13 protein-coding genes are annotated in these 13,803 nt (G+C 67.9%); 7 read left to right on the top strand and 6 right to left on the bottom strand.

The genetic code is table 11. The annotated features are described in order from the left end of the window. Positions 1–68 precede the first annotated feature (68 nt). Positions 69–581 (bottom strand): methyltransferase family protein, encoded by a 513-nt coding sequence (locus ACNQVK_RS26790; RefSeq protein ID WP_418031945.1) that lies wholly within the window; start codon positions 579–581, stop codon positions 69–71. An 89-nt stretch (positions 582–670) separates the two neighbouring features. Here ACNQVK_RS26790 and ACNQVK_RS26785 point away from each other — a divergent pair, with 89 nt between their 5' ends. Further along, a complete protein-coding gene (locus tag ACNQVK_RS26785) occupies positions 671–1,270 on the top strand; it encodes a TetR family transcriptional regulator (RefSeq protein WP_418031944.1) in 600 nt (199 codons plus the stop codon). Here ACNQVK_RS26785 and ACNQVK_RS26780 read toward each other — a convergent pair. The 3 genes from ACNQVK_RS26780 to ACNQVK_RS26770 are packed head-to-tail and all read right to left on the bottom strand — an operon-like array spanning position 1,246 to position 3,711. After that, a complete protein-coding gene (locus ACNQVK_RS26780) occupies positions 1,246–1,905 on the bottom strand; it encodes a nucleotidyltransferase domain-containing protein (protein ID WP_418031943.1) in 660 nt (219 codons plus the stop codon). The genes ACNQVK_RS26785 and ACNQVK_RS26780 overlap by 25 nt on opposite strands. Beyond that, entirely contained in the window at positions 1,892–2,698 is an 807-nt protein-coding gene (locus ACNQVK_RS26775) for a Fic/DOC family protein (protein ID WP_418031942.1), read from the bottom strand. Before ACNQVK_RS26775 ends, ACNQVK_RS26780 begins: the two co-directional genes overlap by 14 nt. After that, positions 2,692–3,711: a putative nucleotidyltransferase substrate binding domain-containing protein gene (locus tag ACNQVK_RS26770; RefSeq protein ID WP_418031941.1), complete on the bottom strand. Its 1,020-nt coding sequence runs from the start codon at positions 3,709–3,711 to the stop codon at positions 2,692–2,694. Before ACNQVK_RS26770 ends, ACNQVK_RS26775 begins: the two co-directional genes overlap by 7 nt. Before the next feature lie 172 nt (positions 3,712–3,883). Here ACNQVK_RS26770 and ACNQVK_RS26765 point away from each other — a divergent pair, with 172 nt between their 5' ends. Genes ACNQVK_RS26765 through atzF form a run of 5 tightly spaced genes read left to right on the top strand, consistent with a single transcriptional unit; the run spans position 3,884 to position 10,522 of the window. After that, the gene (locus ACNQVK_RS26765) at positions 3,884–5,425 is read left to right on the top strand and encodes an amino acid permease (RefSeq protein WP_418031940.1); all 1,542 of its coding nucleotides are present in this window, start codon (positions 3,884–3,886) and stop codon (positions 5,423–5,425) included. A 3-nt stretch (positions 5,426–5,428) separates the two neighbouring features. Beyond that, complete coding sequence (locus ACNQVK_RS26760; RefSeq protein WP_418031939.1) at positions 5,429–6,256, top strand: urea amidolyase associated protein UAAP1; 828 nt, start codon at positions 5,429–5,431, stop codon at positions 6,254–6,256. Continuing rightward, positions 6,253–6,873: an urea amidolyase associated protein UAAP2 gene (locus ACNQVK_RS26755; RefSeq protein WP_044517130.1), complete on the top strand. Its 621-nt coding sequence runs from the start codon at positions 6,253–6,255 to the stop codon at positions 6,871–6,873. The genes ACNQVK_RS26760 and ACNQVK_RS26755 overlap by 4 nt, the downstream gene beginning before the upstream one ends. Beyond that, the gene (locus ACNQVK_RS26750) at positions 6,870–8,864 is read left to right on the top strand and encodes a 5-oxoprolinase/urea amidolyase family protein (protein ID WP_418031938.1); all 1,995 of its coding nucleotides are present in this window, start codon (positions 6,870–6,872) and stop codon (positions 8,862–8,864) included. The genes ACNQVK_RS26755 and ACNQVK_RS26750 overlap by 4 nt, the downstream gene beginning before the upstream one ends. Further along, on the top strand, positions 8,861–10,522 hold the full coding sequence (gene atzF, locus ACNQVK_RS26745) for an allophanate hydrolase (protein ID WP_418031937.1): 1,662 nt from the start codon (positions 8,861–8,863) through the stop codon (positions 10,520–10,522). The genes ACNQVK_RS26750 and atzF overlap by 4 nt, the downstream gene beginning before the upstream one ends. Positions 10,523–10,540: 18 nt before the next feature. Here the strand turns inward: atzF and ACNQVK_RS26740 are convergent, their stop codons facing one another. Next, positions 10,541–11,119 (bottom strand): TetR family transcriptional regulator, encoded by a 579-nt coding sequence (locus ACNQVK_RS26740; protein WP_235732821.1) that lies wholly within the window; start codon positions 11,117–11,119, stop codon positions 10,541–10,543. Positions 11,120–11,302: 183 nt separating this feature from the next. On the opposite strand from ACNQVK_RS26740, the gene ACNQVK_RS26735 reads away from it, so the two are divergent. Next, positions 11,303–12,889: an FAD-dependent oxidoreductase gene (locus tag ACNQVK_RS26735; RefSeq protein WP_418031936.1), complete on the top strand. Its 1,587-nt coding sequence runs from the start codon at positions 11,303–11,305 to the stop codon at positions 12,887–12,889. On the opposite strand, the gene ACNQVK_RS26730 is transcribed toward ACNQVK_RS26735, so the two are convergent. After that, positions 12,867–13,766, bottom strand: coding sequence for a DMT family transporter (locus ACNQVK_RS26730; protein WP_418031935.1), 900 nt, complete (start codon positions 13,764–13,766; stop codon positions 12,867–12,869). The genes ACNQVK_RS26735 and ACNQVK_RS26730 overlap by 23 nt on opposite strands. Positions 13,767–13,803: the final 37 nt, after the last annotated feature.

The following is a 13,803-nucleotide window of genomic DNA, read 5'->3' as shown; positions in this document are numbered from 1 at the left end:
CAACCCAGTTTGACCTGCCTGAAGAGATCGACGCAGGGTGATGCGAAACCCGTGCCTCGCTGTGGGCGTCAGGCCGGGGCCCACGGCGTCACCCGCGGAATCCAGCGGGGCACGTGCCGGCGGTACGCCTCGTATTGCGCGCCGAACCGCCTGACGAGGTGCGGCTCCTCGATCGTCGGGATCGCGATGACGACGATGGTGCAGAACAGGGCGAACCAAGCGAACAGCCAGGGTGAGGCCGTGGCGACGGCCGTGCCGAGCTGGATGCAGAACACCGCGGTCATCATCGGGTTCCGGACATGCCGATACGGCCCGCGCAGCACGAGGTTGATCGGGGACCCGATCGCCAGTGTGCCTTCGCCGACGCGGTCGAACAGCACGACGGTCCAGACCAGGAACCACAGCCCGAGCGCGATCAACGCTGCCCCCGCGAGGGTGAGCAGTAGGCCCGAAGGGGTGCCGAAATCGGGCGCTCTCACGCCGGTCAGCCAGATGATCAGGCCCGGAATGAAGACCGTCATGGTGGCCGGGGCGATCAGCACCGAGATCAGGTGTCGCCACCAGAGTCGCCGGTTGGTCATGTCGAACTCCTTTGTTCAACCTCTGTTGAAGAAAGACGCTACGCCCGGGTGCGACATAGGTCAACGGGTGTTGACGTAAGCTCGCGGCCATGTCGGAGACCCGGCGCAGCGGCCGGTGGCGCACCGGGCAACAGAACAAGCAGCGCGTCATCGACGCGGCCCGCGAGCACTTCATGCGTGACGGCTATGAGCGTGCGACGGTGCGCGGGATCGCCACCGACGCCGGTGTGGACGTCGCGATGGTCTACTACTTCTTCGGCAACAAAGAGGGCTTGTTCAACGCATCGGTGCTCGATACTCCGCAGCATCCGTTGCACCAGCTGGCGCTGTTGCTCGACGAGGGAGCCGAGGACATCGGGGCGCGTCTGGTCCGTGACGTCGTTCTTCGTTGGGATGAGGGAGCGTCGTTCGACCCCCTGCTGACGGTGTTCCGGTCCGCGAGCATCCAGCCCATGGCGCGCAAGCTGTTACACGATTCCCTGGCCGGGCCGGTGGCTCAACGCGTGGCGACGGAGTTCGGCGTCGACAATGCCGAGCTCCGAGTCGAATTGGTGACCGTACACCTCGTGGGACTGGCATTCGCGCGGTATCAGCTCAAGATCGAGCCGATGGCGTCGGCCGGTGTCGACGATCTGGTCGCCTGGATGGGGCCGACCGTGCAGCGCTACCTGACGGATCCGAATCCCTGAATCCGTAGTTGCGCCAACCAGGGATGGTCGGGGTAGAGCCGGGTCAGCCAGCTCAGGAGCCGTGTTCGCCCCGTGCTCGTCAGTCGTGGTGCCGTGCGGCGGAAGTCCTGCTCGTCTTTGGTCGCGGTGCGGTGCGCCTTGAACAACAGCGCGACTTCCGGTATCAGGTAAGGGATTCCGTCGCGGAAGCCGATCAATTCCTGGTAGGGCAACCTGATCGACGGATCGCGCCGGCACAACCATTGATCTCCGGAGTGCGGCTCGCGGAAGACATCGAGGTGATACCGCCCGGTGGTCGGGTCGCGGCACCAGGTTTGGTGCAGCGCGGGGTGATCGCCCACGTCCGAGTAGGGCCACAACCGGCCGCCGCCTGCAACGTCCCAATCGAATCCGGCCAGTGCGGCCGCGATCTGCGGAAAGTCCCGGCGGGGGACGGCGATCTCGACGTCGGCGTGCGGCCGAGGCGGATCACCGAGGTACAGGTCGATCGCCCATCCCGCGGCTACACACCACGGAGCATCGACGCCGGTCAACCGCCGGGCCACCTCGGCCGGAGTCCATGGGTCCCAAAGCTGGTCAGCCTCGGCGGCGCTGATCGCCAGGCCGTGCGGGGGAAGGTCATCAGACATCGGCATCCAATATCCTCTGTGGCCGTAGCCGTCCGCGCAGCACGGCCAGGAACGGCCGTGGGTCGGCGCGCCCGTCGCGCCGGAACGGCATCGAATCACGGGACGCACTGATCCACTCGGAACGGGACATGCCGTCGAGGCGTAACCGGCGCCCGGCCCGGTCGGCGAGCAGGTGCAGCAGCAGGGTCCCGGTGCGTCCGTTGCCCTCCCGGAAGGGGTGGATCTGGTTGTAGTCGGCATAGATTCGGGCCAGTCGGTAGGACAGCGTGCCGTCGTCGACCTCGCTGCCCTCGTCGGCGAGCCTGCCGATCTCGACGTGTAGTGCCTCCAGGGCGGGTGGAATACGTGCGCACAGGCCGAAAGAGCTGTCACCCTTGCGGAGTTCGACGATGCGGGGTTCGCCTGCCCACGCGTAGACATCCCCGAACACGTGCTGATGCAGCGACCGGATGTCCAGATCCGTGTCTTGGGCCCGGAGGTGTACCTGCAGGATTCTGCCCGCGGTCGCCACGAATTCCAGCTGCGCGAGCACAATGGCGTCCTGCACGCCGAAGTTGTTGCGCAGCACAGATGTTCCCGGGATGAAATACGGGCGGCGGCGGGTGAACACTCGTCGGCGTGGCGGTGGGGCAGTGGTGGGGAGATGCCGCCCGAGGTACTCGCCGAAGGTCTCGGCGCCGGAGAGCAGAGCAGTCAGGGAGTCGATCTGGCCCGGCGTGGGCCGCCAGCCCTCCAGTCGCTCGGCGGCAACGGTCTGGGCCAGGGCATGACGCTCGGCCTCGTCGGGCTCGGTCACCACGTCGAAAACGTCGAGGTCGACGCCAGGTAGTCGAGTTTGCGCCGGACCCCGGTGAGTTCGCGGCCGATGCTGCGCAGGGCGGTGCGGTCCTGCGGTGAGAGTTCTGACAATTCGACCCGCTCAGGGAAACCGGCCGAGTCGGCGCCCTCGGCCGGCCAGCGCGCGGCCCGCACCCGCCAGCGGATGCTGGACCCGATGGCGTGACATTTCGCGAGCACCCGGGCGTCGTCAGCGTCGAGGTAGCGGGTGCCGGCCGCCGCGGCGATCCGGTCGGCGGTGGGCAGGGCGTCGGATCCGCAACTGAGCGCGGCCCAGCGCGCGATGCGGACCACCGGGTCGACGGCTGCGAGCTTGATGTCGATGCGGCTGTCACTGGACGTCAGTACACGCAGCCGGGACGGGACGTAGGCGCGGGCGAAGGTGGAGTCCTGCAGCATTGCCGCCAGTGCGGCCGGCTGCGCCCTGGCTGCGATACCGGCCTGATCGCGGATATCGGGTCCGTCACCGACGGGGACGGCGTCGGCCAGCAGGCCGATCATCACCACACCCCGATCGGCCGTGGGGTCGGCGGCCCACCGGCCGATGCCGACCGCCCAGTCCTGGGCGGTGCGGTTGAACCGCACCCGGGAGGCGACCGCACCGTTGTCGTCGGCCCGGAATCCGCAACAGGCCAGCAGATCGTGGACGTGTGCGGCCTGGTGCAGGGCCGACTCCGAGGTGACATCGGGACCGCGGACCACCAGCGTTTCCAGGTCCGATCCGGGCAGGGCATCCCCGCGGCCGACGCTGCCCGAGGCGTACCAGTCGATGCCGGGGGCCACCAGCCGCGCCGCGGCGGACAGCGCGGCGCGGGCCACGGCCGACCACGCCTCGGCGACGGAGGCGGCACCGGCGCGGGTGTCGATCACGGTCTTCACCGCATCGTGGGCTGCTGCCGCCGCCACCACCAGGTCGCTCTCGCCGGCCGCCGACGCAATGCGTCGGTGAGCGTCGTCCAACGGAGCCACAGCCATGTCGGCGATTGTGACAGGCGAAGGGTCCGGTGAGGATTCGGCAACGCAATGCTTACCGCCGGCTACACGAACGAAACACGTGGGTGACAGCTCGGACATGCCAAGACGCTTATCTATCAAGTGACAGTTAAGGAGCTGGCGGCATCGCCCCCGAGCCTGAGAGAAAACGCCTATGACCAGCAGCGCTACCGAGAAACGGCGAGAAGTGGCCGACAGTTCTGGCGACCATGACGATCTGGCCGAGTTTGGTTATGACCAGCAGTTGCACCGTCGGCTCGGCAAGTTCGAATCCTTCGCCGCGGGCTTCTCCTTCGTGTCCATTCTGACCACGATCTTCCAGTTGTTCGGCCTCGGGTTCGGCTTCGGCGGCCCCGCCTTCTTCTGGACCTGGCCCGCGGTGTTCCTCGGCCAGTTCCTCGTCGCACTGTGCTTCGCCGAGTTGGCCGCGCGCTATCCGATCTCGGGTGCCATCTACCAATGGTCCCGGCGGATGGGCGGCGAGGTGATCGGCTGGTTCGGCGGCTGGTTCATGATCCTGGCCCAGATCGTCACCGCCTCGGCCGCTGCCATCGCGCTGCAGGTGGTGCTGCCGTCGATCTGGTCCGGGTTCCAGGTGATCGGGGAGGACCCGGCCCTGACCTCCCCGAGCGGGGCGGCAAACGCGGTGCTGCTGGGCACGGTCCTGCTGGTTCTCACCACCACGATCAATTGCCTTGGCGTCAAATGGATGTCACGCGTCAACAGCGCCGGGGTGATCTGCGAGATCGTCGGTGTCATCGCGGTCATCGGAGTGTTCTTCACCCATGCCCAACGTGGCCCACAGGTGGTGTTCGACACCGGTCACGCCGGCGGCCAACCCGGCTACGTCTGGGCCTGGATCATGTCGGGATTGATGGCGGCCTACGTCATGGTCGGTTTCGGCTCGGCGGGTGAACTCGCCGAGGAGACCCGCAACCCGCGTCGTGTCGCGCCACGCACCATCCGGCTGGCGCTGTCGGTCTCGGCACTCGGGGGCGGGCTGATGATCCTGGGCGCCCTGATGGCCGCCCCCAGCCTGACCGACGGACGCCTGGCCACCGAAGGCCTGCCCTACGTACTCGACACCGTGCTGTCCTCACCGTGGGGCACGGTGCTGCTGATCGACGTCTGCATCGCGATCACGATCTGCACCTTGGCAATCCAGACGGCGGCCTCCCGGCTGATGTTCTCGATGGCCCGCGACGGGCGGCTGCCGGCATCGTCGATCCTGTCCCGGGTCAACAGCCGCACCGGTACGCCGATCTGGCCTTCGGTGCTCATCGGTCTGCTGTGCATCGGGGTGCTGCTGGTCAACGTCGGCAACTCGGCCATCTTCGCGACCCTGGCCAGCGTCTGCATCATCCTGATCTACCTCGCCTACCTGCTGGTGACCGCGCCGCTGCTGTATCGCCGGCTCAAAGGCTGGCCCGCCCAACGCAACCAGGTCGATGCCGAAGGCCTGCCGCTGTTCTCCCTCGGCAAGTTCGGTGTCGTCGTGAACGTCCTGGCCGTGCTCTACGGCGCGGTGATGATCGTCAACCTGGGTTGGCCGCGTGCCGAGATCTTCAACCCCACCGGCGAATTGCCGATCCTGCAATGGGCCGGACCCCTGAGCATCGCGGCCGCTGTCGTCCTGGGCGCACTGTGCTTCCCGCGCGGCAAGACCCACCCCAAACCCGTCACGATCGGAGCCTGACCGATGACCACCGCCACAACCACCGGTGCCCGCGACCACGCCCGGGCACAGGCAGGCACCCTCACCGACTCCATGCCGGTCGTGCCGGCAACGAGCTGGCCCACCCCGCCACAGGGCGTTGCGTCCGAGCGACTGACATGGGCGGAAACAGTTCCCGGTGGCCGCTACACCAGCAAGGTGCTGGCCCGCGGCACCCGGCTGCGGCTGCGCGATCTGGATGGCACCGCGTGCGCCCACCTGCTGCTGTGGCGGGCAGACGCACCCTGGGAGCGGCTCAATGTCGCCGACACCGTGAAAGTTCCTTGGCAGGCCTACCTTTCGGCAGGGCACCCGCTGCTGAGTGACCAGGGACGGGTGCTGGCCACCCTGGTGTCCGACACCTCGGGCCACCATGACGCCCTGTGCGGCACCACGACCCTGACCGGCAATACGGCCAAGTACGGTGCGGGCGAGGTGGAGTCGTCCAGCCCCGCCGGGCGGGAACTGCTCGCGCTGGCCGCCCTCAAGAACGGGCTGACCCGTCGCGACGTGGCGCCGAGCCTGTCGTTCTTCCACGGCGTTCGGGTGGACGCCGACGGCGCGCTGGTGTCCACCGGGTCGGCCGGGGCCGGCACCGCCGTCGAACTGATCACCCATCTGCCGCTGACCGTTGCGGTCGCCAATACCGCCCACCCACTGGATCCGGCGCCGCGGTTCACCGTCGGCTCACTCGAGGTGCTGGCCTGGTCAGCGCCCGGTGACCTGGCCGAGATCGGCGCCACGGTCAGTGGCCGCGATCCCGAATACCAACGCGCCTACCTGAATTCCGAAGATGTCTGGAGTGCCCGATGACTGTCACCGCTGCCCACACCGTTGTCGATGAAATCGTCGCCCCCCGCGCCCCGTGGTCGAAGATCGTGCGGGCGGGCGACGTGCTCACCATCGTCGACCTGCACGGCAACCAGGCCGTGGACACCCTGTTCTACGGGGCGGCCGATCACGGCGTGCGGTACAGCGCGCCGGCCACGATCGCGGCTCAGGGCAACATCTTCCTGACCACCGGATCGGTGCTGCGCGACAGCGACGGTGCACCGATGCTGACCATCGTCGACGACGAGGTCGGTAACCACGACACCCTCGGCGGGGCCTGCTCGCAGGAATCGAACACCCTGCGCTACGGGCACCACACCAAGCATCAGCACGCCTGTGTGGAGAACTTCATCGGCGAGGGTGCGCGGTGGGGGCTGACCAAGGCCGACATCGTCAGCAACATCAACTTCTTCATGAACGTCCCGGTGGACCCCGACGGCGCGCTGGGTATCGTCGACGGCCTGTCCGCTCCGGGCAAGACCGTGTCGCTGCGCGCCGAGATCGACACCCTGGTGCTGGTGTCGAACTGCCCCCAGATCAACAACCCGTGCAACGGATTCGACCCGACCGCCGTGCGAATGGTCGTGACGCGCCCATGACCACACTAGAGGTGATCCGGCCCGGCATGGCCACCACGATCCAGGACTGGCCGGGGCGGACCGGGTACTGGCAGATCGGGGTGCCGCCCTCGGGACCGATGGACGACGTGTCCTTTCGGCTGGCCAATATCGCGGTCGGCAATCCGGAGGGCGCGCCCGGTCTCGAGGCCACGATGGGCGGACCGGCGTTGCGGTTCGACACCGACACCTGGGTATGTGTCACGGGTGCGCCCGCTGCCGTGACCATCGACGGAACGCGGGTCGCGCAGTGGGTACCAGTCCTGGTCAAGGCCGGTCAGGTCCTGGACGTGGGAATGGTCGACGGCCCGGGCCTGCGGATCTACATCGCGCTGGCGGGCGGTCTGCAATCCGACGAATACCTGGGCAGTGCGTCGACATTCACTCTCGGCCGGTTCGGCGGGCACGAGGGCCGGGCGCTGGCCGTGGGGGACAAGCTGGAAACCCTCGACGCGGCCGGCGGCACCCGCCGCCGCATCCTGTTCGAGGAACAGCCGGCCATCAGCGACCACTGGTACATCGCGGTGACCGTCGGCCCGCACTCCGCGCCGGAGTTCTTCACGCGCAACGACATCGACACACTGCTCAAACATGACTACGAGGTGCACTTCAACTCCGACCGCACCGGTGTCCGGTTGATCGGGCCGAAGCCGGAATGGGCCCGCCCCGACGGTGGGGAAGCCGGATTGCACCCGTCGAACATCCATGACAACGCCTATTCGGTGGGATCGCTCGACTTCACCGGGGACACCCCGATCCTGCTCGGTCCGGACGGCCCGAGCCTGGGTGGTTTTGTCTGCCCTGTCACCGTCACCGCTGCCGACCGCTGGAAACTGGGTCAACTTGCCCCCGGTGCCACGATCCGGTTCGTCCCGGTCCGGGCGTCCGCGGCACCCGCGCCGGCCACGGTCGGCGTCGCGCGGCGTGCCTCGATCCCCGCGGTGTTCTCCGCCGGTGGTGACGAGGACGACGGAATCATCGCCGGCGCAACCTCATCCGATGGCACCACGACGGTCACCTATCGCCGGATCGGGGACGACAACGTCCTGGTCGAGTACGGCGAGATGCGGCTGGACCTGGCGCTGCGGGCCCGCGCGCACGCACTGCACCACGCACTCGAACAACACCGGCCGGACGGGCTGATCGACCTCACACCGGGGATCCGGTCGCTGCAGGTCAAGGTGGACCCGGCCCGGCTCCCGCAGGCCAAGCTGGTGCCCCTGCTGACCGAGCTCGAAGCCTCGCTGCCTGCCGCGCAGGATCTCGTGGTACCAAGTCGCACCGTGCGGTTGCCCCTGAGTTGGGATGACCCGTCCACCCGGGAAGCGATCGAACGCTACATGCACGGCGTGCGCGCCGATGCGCCGTGGTGCCCGTGGAACATCGAGTTCATCCGCCGCATGAACGGCCTGGCCTCGGTCGAGGACGTACACCGAATCGTCTATGACGCCGAGTATCTGGTGCTCGGTCTCGGCGACGTCTACCTGGGTGCCCCGGTCGCCACCCCGCTGGATCCGCGTCACCGTCTGGTGACGACCAAATACAACCCGGCGCGGACCTGGACCCCGGAAAACGCGGTCGGAATCGGTGGGGCATACCTGTGCATCTACGGGATGGAGGGCCCGGGCGGATACCAGTTCGTCGGCCGCACCACCCAGATCTGGAACCACCGTCACCCACTGGTGGCCCAGGGTTTCGAGCCCGAACACCCTTGGCTGTTGCGATTTTTCGACCGCATCCAGTGGTATCCGGTGTCCGCCGAGGAGCTGTTGGACCTGCGTGCCGACATGGCAGCCGGACGCGGCAAGGTCGAGATCACCGACGGAACGTTCTCACTGGCCGAGCATGAGGAGTTCCTGGCCGCCAACGCCGAGGACATCGCGGCTACCCGCGCGGCGATGGAAGCCGCCCGGGGTGAGGAGCGCGAGCGTTGGGCGGCGGCAGGAGAATTCGCACGAAAGGAATCTGCGTGACCCGCATTGCCGAGATCTACCGCGCCATCGCCGACAGCGGACGCGACGAGGTGTTCATCCACCTGCGCCCGCAGGCCGAGGTGGAGGACGAACACCGCGCCGCGCTTGCCGGTGACGGCCCGTTGGCCGGGTTGCTGCTCGCCGTCAAGGACAACGTCGACGTGGCCGGGGTACCGACCACTGCGGCGTGCCCGGATTTCAGCTATATTCCCGATGCCGACGCACCGGCGGTGACCGCTCTCAAGGCCGCCGGTGCTGTCGTCATCGGGAAGACCAACCTCGACCAGTTCGCCACCGGATTGGTTGGGACACGCAGTCCCTATGGCGCAGTGCGGGATTCCCGCCGGGCGGACTACATCTCCGGTGGGTCGAGTTCGGGTTCGGCGGTGGCCGTCGCGCTCGGCTTCGCCGACATCGCCATCGGCACGGACACCGCAGGGTCGGGTCGCGTTCCTGCCGGACTACAGGGCATCGTCGGAATCAAGGCCACGGTCGGACTGGTCTCCACCGAGGGTGTGGTCCCGGCTTGTGCGAGCTATGACTGTGTGACGATCTTCGCCGCCAACCTGGTCACTGCCCAGTCGGCGATGGCGGTGATGAGTGCCGGTGCGCCGCAACGGCAGTGGCCGGCCGACGTCCCTTTCGCCGCGCCGGTGACTCCCCGAATCGCGATACCGGACACATTGGCCGGGCTCGATGATGAATGGCAGGCCGCGTTCGGCGCTGCCGTGCGCCAGGCGAACGACGCCGGATTCGAAACGGTCCCGATTCCGATGGATGACTTCTTCGCCGCGGCCGGCCTTCTGTACAGCGGCGCACTTGTCGCCGAAAGGTGGTATGCGGTAGGGGAGTTCGTCAGCTCGGCCGGTCCCGATGCGAGGCTGGACCCGACCGTGGCGGCCATCATCACCGCGGCGGGAACGTATTCGGCGGCGCAGCTGCTGCGGGACCGGCGGCGGGTCGAGGAGCTCCGCGGTCAAGCGTTGGCCCAGCTCGCCGGCTGTCACGCGCTCATGGTCCCGACGGCTCCCGAGCATCCGCGCATCGACGAAGTCGCGGCCGACCCGGTCGCGGTGAACTCCCGGATGGGCCGGTACACCAACTTCTGCAACCTGTTCGACATGTGCGCCATCGCGATTCCCGCGGGGGTGGTGTCCGACGGTGCGCAGTTCGGAATCACCCTGCTGGCGCCGGGATTCCACGACGGCGTCATCGCCGATCTGGCAGCCCGGTTCCTCGACGTTCCGTCGGCCGAGACCTGGCCGGAGTCGGGCGGCGCGCCATTGACCGAACTCGCGGTGTTCGGTGCGCATCTGCGCGGGCAGCCGTTGGAGCATCAGCTCACCGGGAGGGGTGCGCGCTGGGCGGGTCCGATCACCACCGCGCCGCACTACCGCCTGTATGCGCTCGACACGGTCCCGCCCAAGCCCGGCCTGACCCGCGTCGGAGAAGGCGGGGCGCCGATCGTTGGTGAGCGGTGGCTGTTGTCCCCGGCCGCGCTGGGAGAGTTCCTGGCCGAGTTACCGGAGCCCATGATGCTCGGGAAGGTGGAGCTCGACGACGGGCGCTGGATCACCGGATTCGGTTGTGACCACATCGCTCCCGCACAAGGCCGTGACATCACCGAGTACCGGGGTTGGTTGGCCGCGATGGCGTGAGCCGGAATGGGTGGCCCGTCAGTCTCCGGGGACGATCAGCGAGACCATCGTCTCGAGCTGACGGGCCATCTGCCGGTAACTCATCGCGCCCGTTTGTGCCTGCAGCAGTGCGCCCCAGAACACCGACTCCAGGGTGGCGAGTACCTCCGGCCACGCCCCGCCGCCCAAGGCCGTCGAGATCCGGCGGGTCACCTCGGCGGCGATCCGTGAGCGGACGTCGTCGACCATGTCGTCGTCGGTACTCACCAACGCCTGGGTGCAGGCGCGGGCCAAGCGGGGCTCGTCGGCCATCAACAGCGTGAGTGCCGTGAGCTGCTCGACGACTCGACTGGTCGCACTGGCCGCGGGATCGATGTCCAGCGGGAGCTGAACCACCCGGTCGAGGTAGAGCTCGGCGAAGACCACCTCGATGGACGGGAAGTGTGCGTAGAGCGCCGCGGGCGCGAGCTTGGCGCGCGCGGCCAACTCGGGCACCGAGACATGCGAATGCGCATCGAGCAGTTGTGCCGCAGCGCCGAAGACGCGACGCTGCGTGCGAATTCGCTGACCGTGCGCGTCGTGTAGGCGAGTGACAGTTGCCACCACCGGCCTGGACATGTGTCCAAGATATAGATCTGCGACGTCGTTGGCAATCGCTCCGTCAAACAGCCTGTATCGAGCCTTTTTCGGCGGCGCTCTTCGTGTAGTTCGACCGCAGCCGAGTGGGTGCGTGAGGCTTTCGAGTCGATAAACCAGACAGGTGTCCAGTAGGATCTACCCAGATCTGAAAGGGGAGGTCCGATGGCTTACGTGATCACGCAGAACTGCTGCAAGGACGCCAGCTGCGTTCCGGTGTGCCCGGTGGACTGCATCCGCCCGGCTGAGGGCGGGCTGGACTCCGCGTCGGCCGAGATGCTGTACATCGATCCGGAATCGTGCATTGACTGCGGGGCCTGCTTCGAGGAGTGCCCGGTCGGAGCGATCCACTACGAAGAGGACCTGCCCGGCGAACTGCAGCGGTTCAAGGACCTCAATGCCGCCTACTTCGAGCGTCATCCGCTCGAGCCGGTGAGCGCACCTGCGCCGGCGTCCCGGGCGCGGGTCGAGCCGGGGGCACTACGGGTGGCCATCGTCGGATCCGGGCCTGCCGCCTGCTATGCCGCCGCCGAGCTGATCGATGTCGACGGCGTGGAGATCAACCTGTTCGAGCGGCTGCCCACGCCGTTCGGATTGATCCGGGCGGGCGTGGCGCCTGATCACCAGCACACCAAGTCGGTGGTCGACATCTTCGAGCGGGCATTCATGAACCCGCGGTTCGCCAGCCATTTCAACGTCGAGGTCGGCCGCACCGTCAACCACGACGAGCTGCTGGCCCATCACCACGCGGTGATCTACGCGGTGGGCGCGGCCACCAGCCGGCGGCTGGGAATCGACGGCGAGGATCTCATGGGTCACCATGCGGCGGCCGAGTTCGTCGGTTGGTACAACGGGCATCCCGACCACGCCGCGCACCAGTTCGATCTGTCGGGCGAGCGGGCGGTCATCGTCGGCAACGGTAACGTCGCCCTCGACGTCGCCCGGGTGCTGTTGATGGACCGGACCGCGCTGACAGCCACCGATATCGCCGAGCACACCCTGGATGCGTTGGCCGACAGCGAAATCCGGGAAGTGGTGATCCTCGCGCGTCGCGACATCGGGCACGCCGCATTCTCGGCGGGGGAGTTCCTGGCGCTGGGGCATCTCGACGGTGTCGACGTGATCGTGGACCCGCAGGACCTACCCGCCGATGACGAGCACGACGACGTCGAGACCTCGTTCAAGCTCGCCATCGCACGCGAATACGCGCAGCGCAGCACGACTCCCGGGCACAAGCGCGTGGTGTTCCGCTTCGGCACAACCCCGGTCGCCATCCACGGAACCGGCCGTGCCGAAGGGTTGGAGGTCAGCAGCGAGGTCCGTGGCACCGAGGTGATCGAGACGTCGCTGATCCTGCGGTCGATCGGCTATCGCGGCCTGCCCGTCTCCGGGCTGCCCTACGACGAGGACTCCGGGACCGTGCCCAACGACTCGGGCCGTGTCGTGCCCGGCACCTACGTGACTGGCTGGATCAAACGCGGACCGCGTGGGGTGATCGGCACGAACCGGTTGTGTGCCGAGCAGACCGTGGCCCAGTTGTGGGCGGATTTCGATGCCGGCCTGTTGACTCGTGACGTCGAGGGCGTCGAGTCGCTCGATGCGCTGTTGGCCGCCCGGGGAGCCGAGCCGGTCGGGTGGCCGGGATGGCGTGCGATCGACGCCGCCGAACGTGACCGCGGGGTGCAGGCGGCGCGGCCCCGGGTGAAGTTCGTGTCGATCGAGGAGATGCTCAGCGCGGGCCTGCGCGGCTGACTTCGGCCTCGACCTGCGGATCGGGGTCGCGGGGTGTGCGGGTCGCCAGGACCGACCCGGCGAGGATCAGCGCCAGCCCGGCCACGTTGTACACGGTCAGCGGCTCGCCGAGCACGACGACGCCGGCGGCCAGCGCAACGGCCGGGTTGATGTAGGTGAACACGAGCGCCCGCGCGCCCCCGACCTCGCGGATCAGCGCGAAGAACACGACGAATGCCAGCGCGGTGCAGACCACGGCGAGCGCGGCCAGCGCGATGAGCACGCGCCGCGACGGCATCTGATCGGGCCAGGTCAGCAGTGCCGGTGTGGTGTAGATCAGTGCTGCGATCGTCAGACACGCCGCGGTCAGCGGAAGGGTGGGCACGTCACCCAGATAGCGAGCGGCGATCAGCGGAGCGATGGCGTAACAGGTTGCCACCAACAGCACTTCGGCGATCGGCCAGCCGTGCCCGCCGGCCAGCCCGGGACCGGCGAGCACTGCTACACCGGCCAGCCCGATCCCAAGTCCCGTGATTCGCTTGGCGCTCAGCCGTTCTCCGCCGGTGAGCCGGTCGAGAACCGCGGCGATGATCGGGGCGGTGGCGATCAGCAGACCTGTCAACGAGCTGCTCAGGTGGCGTTCGGCATCCGAGAGCAGGTACCACGCCGCGATGATCTCGAAGAACGCGAACGCCAGCACGGGCCGCCAATGCCGCAGCACGGGCACCCATGCGGCGCGCGACATCACCAGCGGCAACAGCACGGCTGCGCCGACCGCGGTGCGGGCCAGGACCAGCACGGGTACCGAGACGCCTTCGACGGCGATCTTGATCAGCAGGTACGGGATGCCCCAGATGATGCTCATGGCGCCCAGCAGCAGCCAGCCCCGCACACTCATCCGATCCAGACTACGGATCGCGCGACACCGGTGTCCC

Source organism: Mycobacterium sp. 134, assembly GCF_048282715.1.
GTDB lineage: Bacteria > Actinomycetota > Actinomycetes > Mycobacteriales > Mycobacteriaceae > Mycobacterium > Mycobacterium septicum.
The sequence above is the reverse complement of the archived record's forward strand: the minus strand, read 5'-3'. Positions and strand labels throughout refer to the sequence as shown.

Excerpts from the sequence above, each read along its gene's own strand:
- ACNQVK_RS26760 (WP_418031939.1), top strand. The coding sequence starts at position 5,429 with ATGACCACCGCCACAACCACCGGTGCCCGCGACCACGCCCGGGCACAG.
- ACNQVK_RS26765 (WP_418031940.1), top strand. The coding sequence starts at position 3,884 with ATGACCAGCAGCGCTACCGAGAAACGGCGAGAAGTGGCCGACAGTTCT.
- ACNQVK_RS26750 (WP_418031938.1), top strand. The coding sequence starts at position 6,870 with ATGACCACACTAGAGGTGATCCGGCCCGGCATGGCCACCACGATCCAG.
- ACNQVK_RS26770 (WP_418031941.1), bottom strand. The coding sequence starts at position 3,711 with ATGGCTGTGGCTCCGTTGGACGACGCTCACCGACGCATTGCGTCGGCG.
- ACNQVK_RS26780 (WP_418031943.1), bottom strand. The coding sequence starts at position 1,905 with ATGCCGATGTCTGATGACCTTCCCCCGCACGGCCTGGCGATCAGCGCC.
- ACNQVK_RS26755 (WP_044517130.1), top strand. The coding sequence starts at position 6,253 with ATGACTGTCACCGCTGCCCACACCGTTGTCGATGAAATCGTCGCCCCC.
- ACNQVK_RS26740 (WP_235732821.1), bottom strand. The coding sequence starts at position 11,119 with ATGTCCAGGCCGGTGGTGGCAACTGTCACTCGCCTACACGACGCGCAC.
- ACNQVK_RS26735 (WP_418031936.1), top strand. The coding sequence starts at position 11,303 with ATGGCTTACGTGATCACGCAGAACTGCTGCAAGGACGCCAGCTGCGTT.
- ACNQVK_RS26730 (WP_418031935.1), bottom strand. The coding sequence starts at position 13,766 with ATGAGTGTGCGGGGCTGGCTGCTGCTGGGCGCCATGAGCATCATCTGG.
- ACNQVK_RS26785 (WP_418031944.1), top strand. The coding sequence starts at position 671 with ATGTCGGAGACCCGGCGCAGCGGCCGGTGGCGCACCGGGCAACAGAAC.
- ACNQVK_RS26790 (WP_418031945.1), bottom strand. The coding sequence starts at position 581 with ATGACCAACCGGCGACTCTGGTGGCGACACCTGATCTCGGTGCTGATC.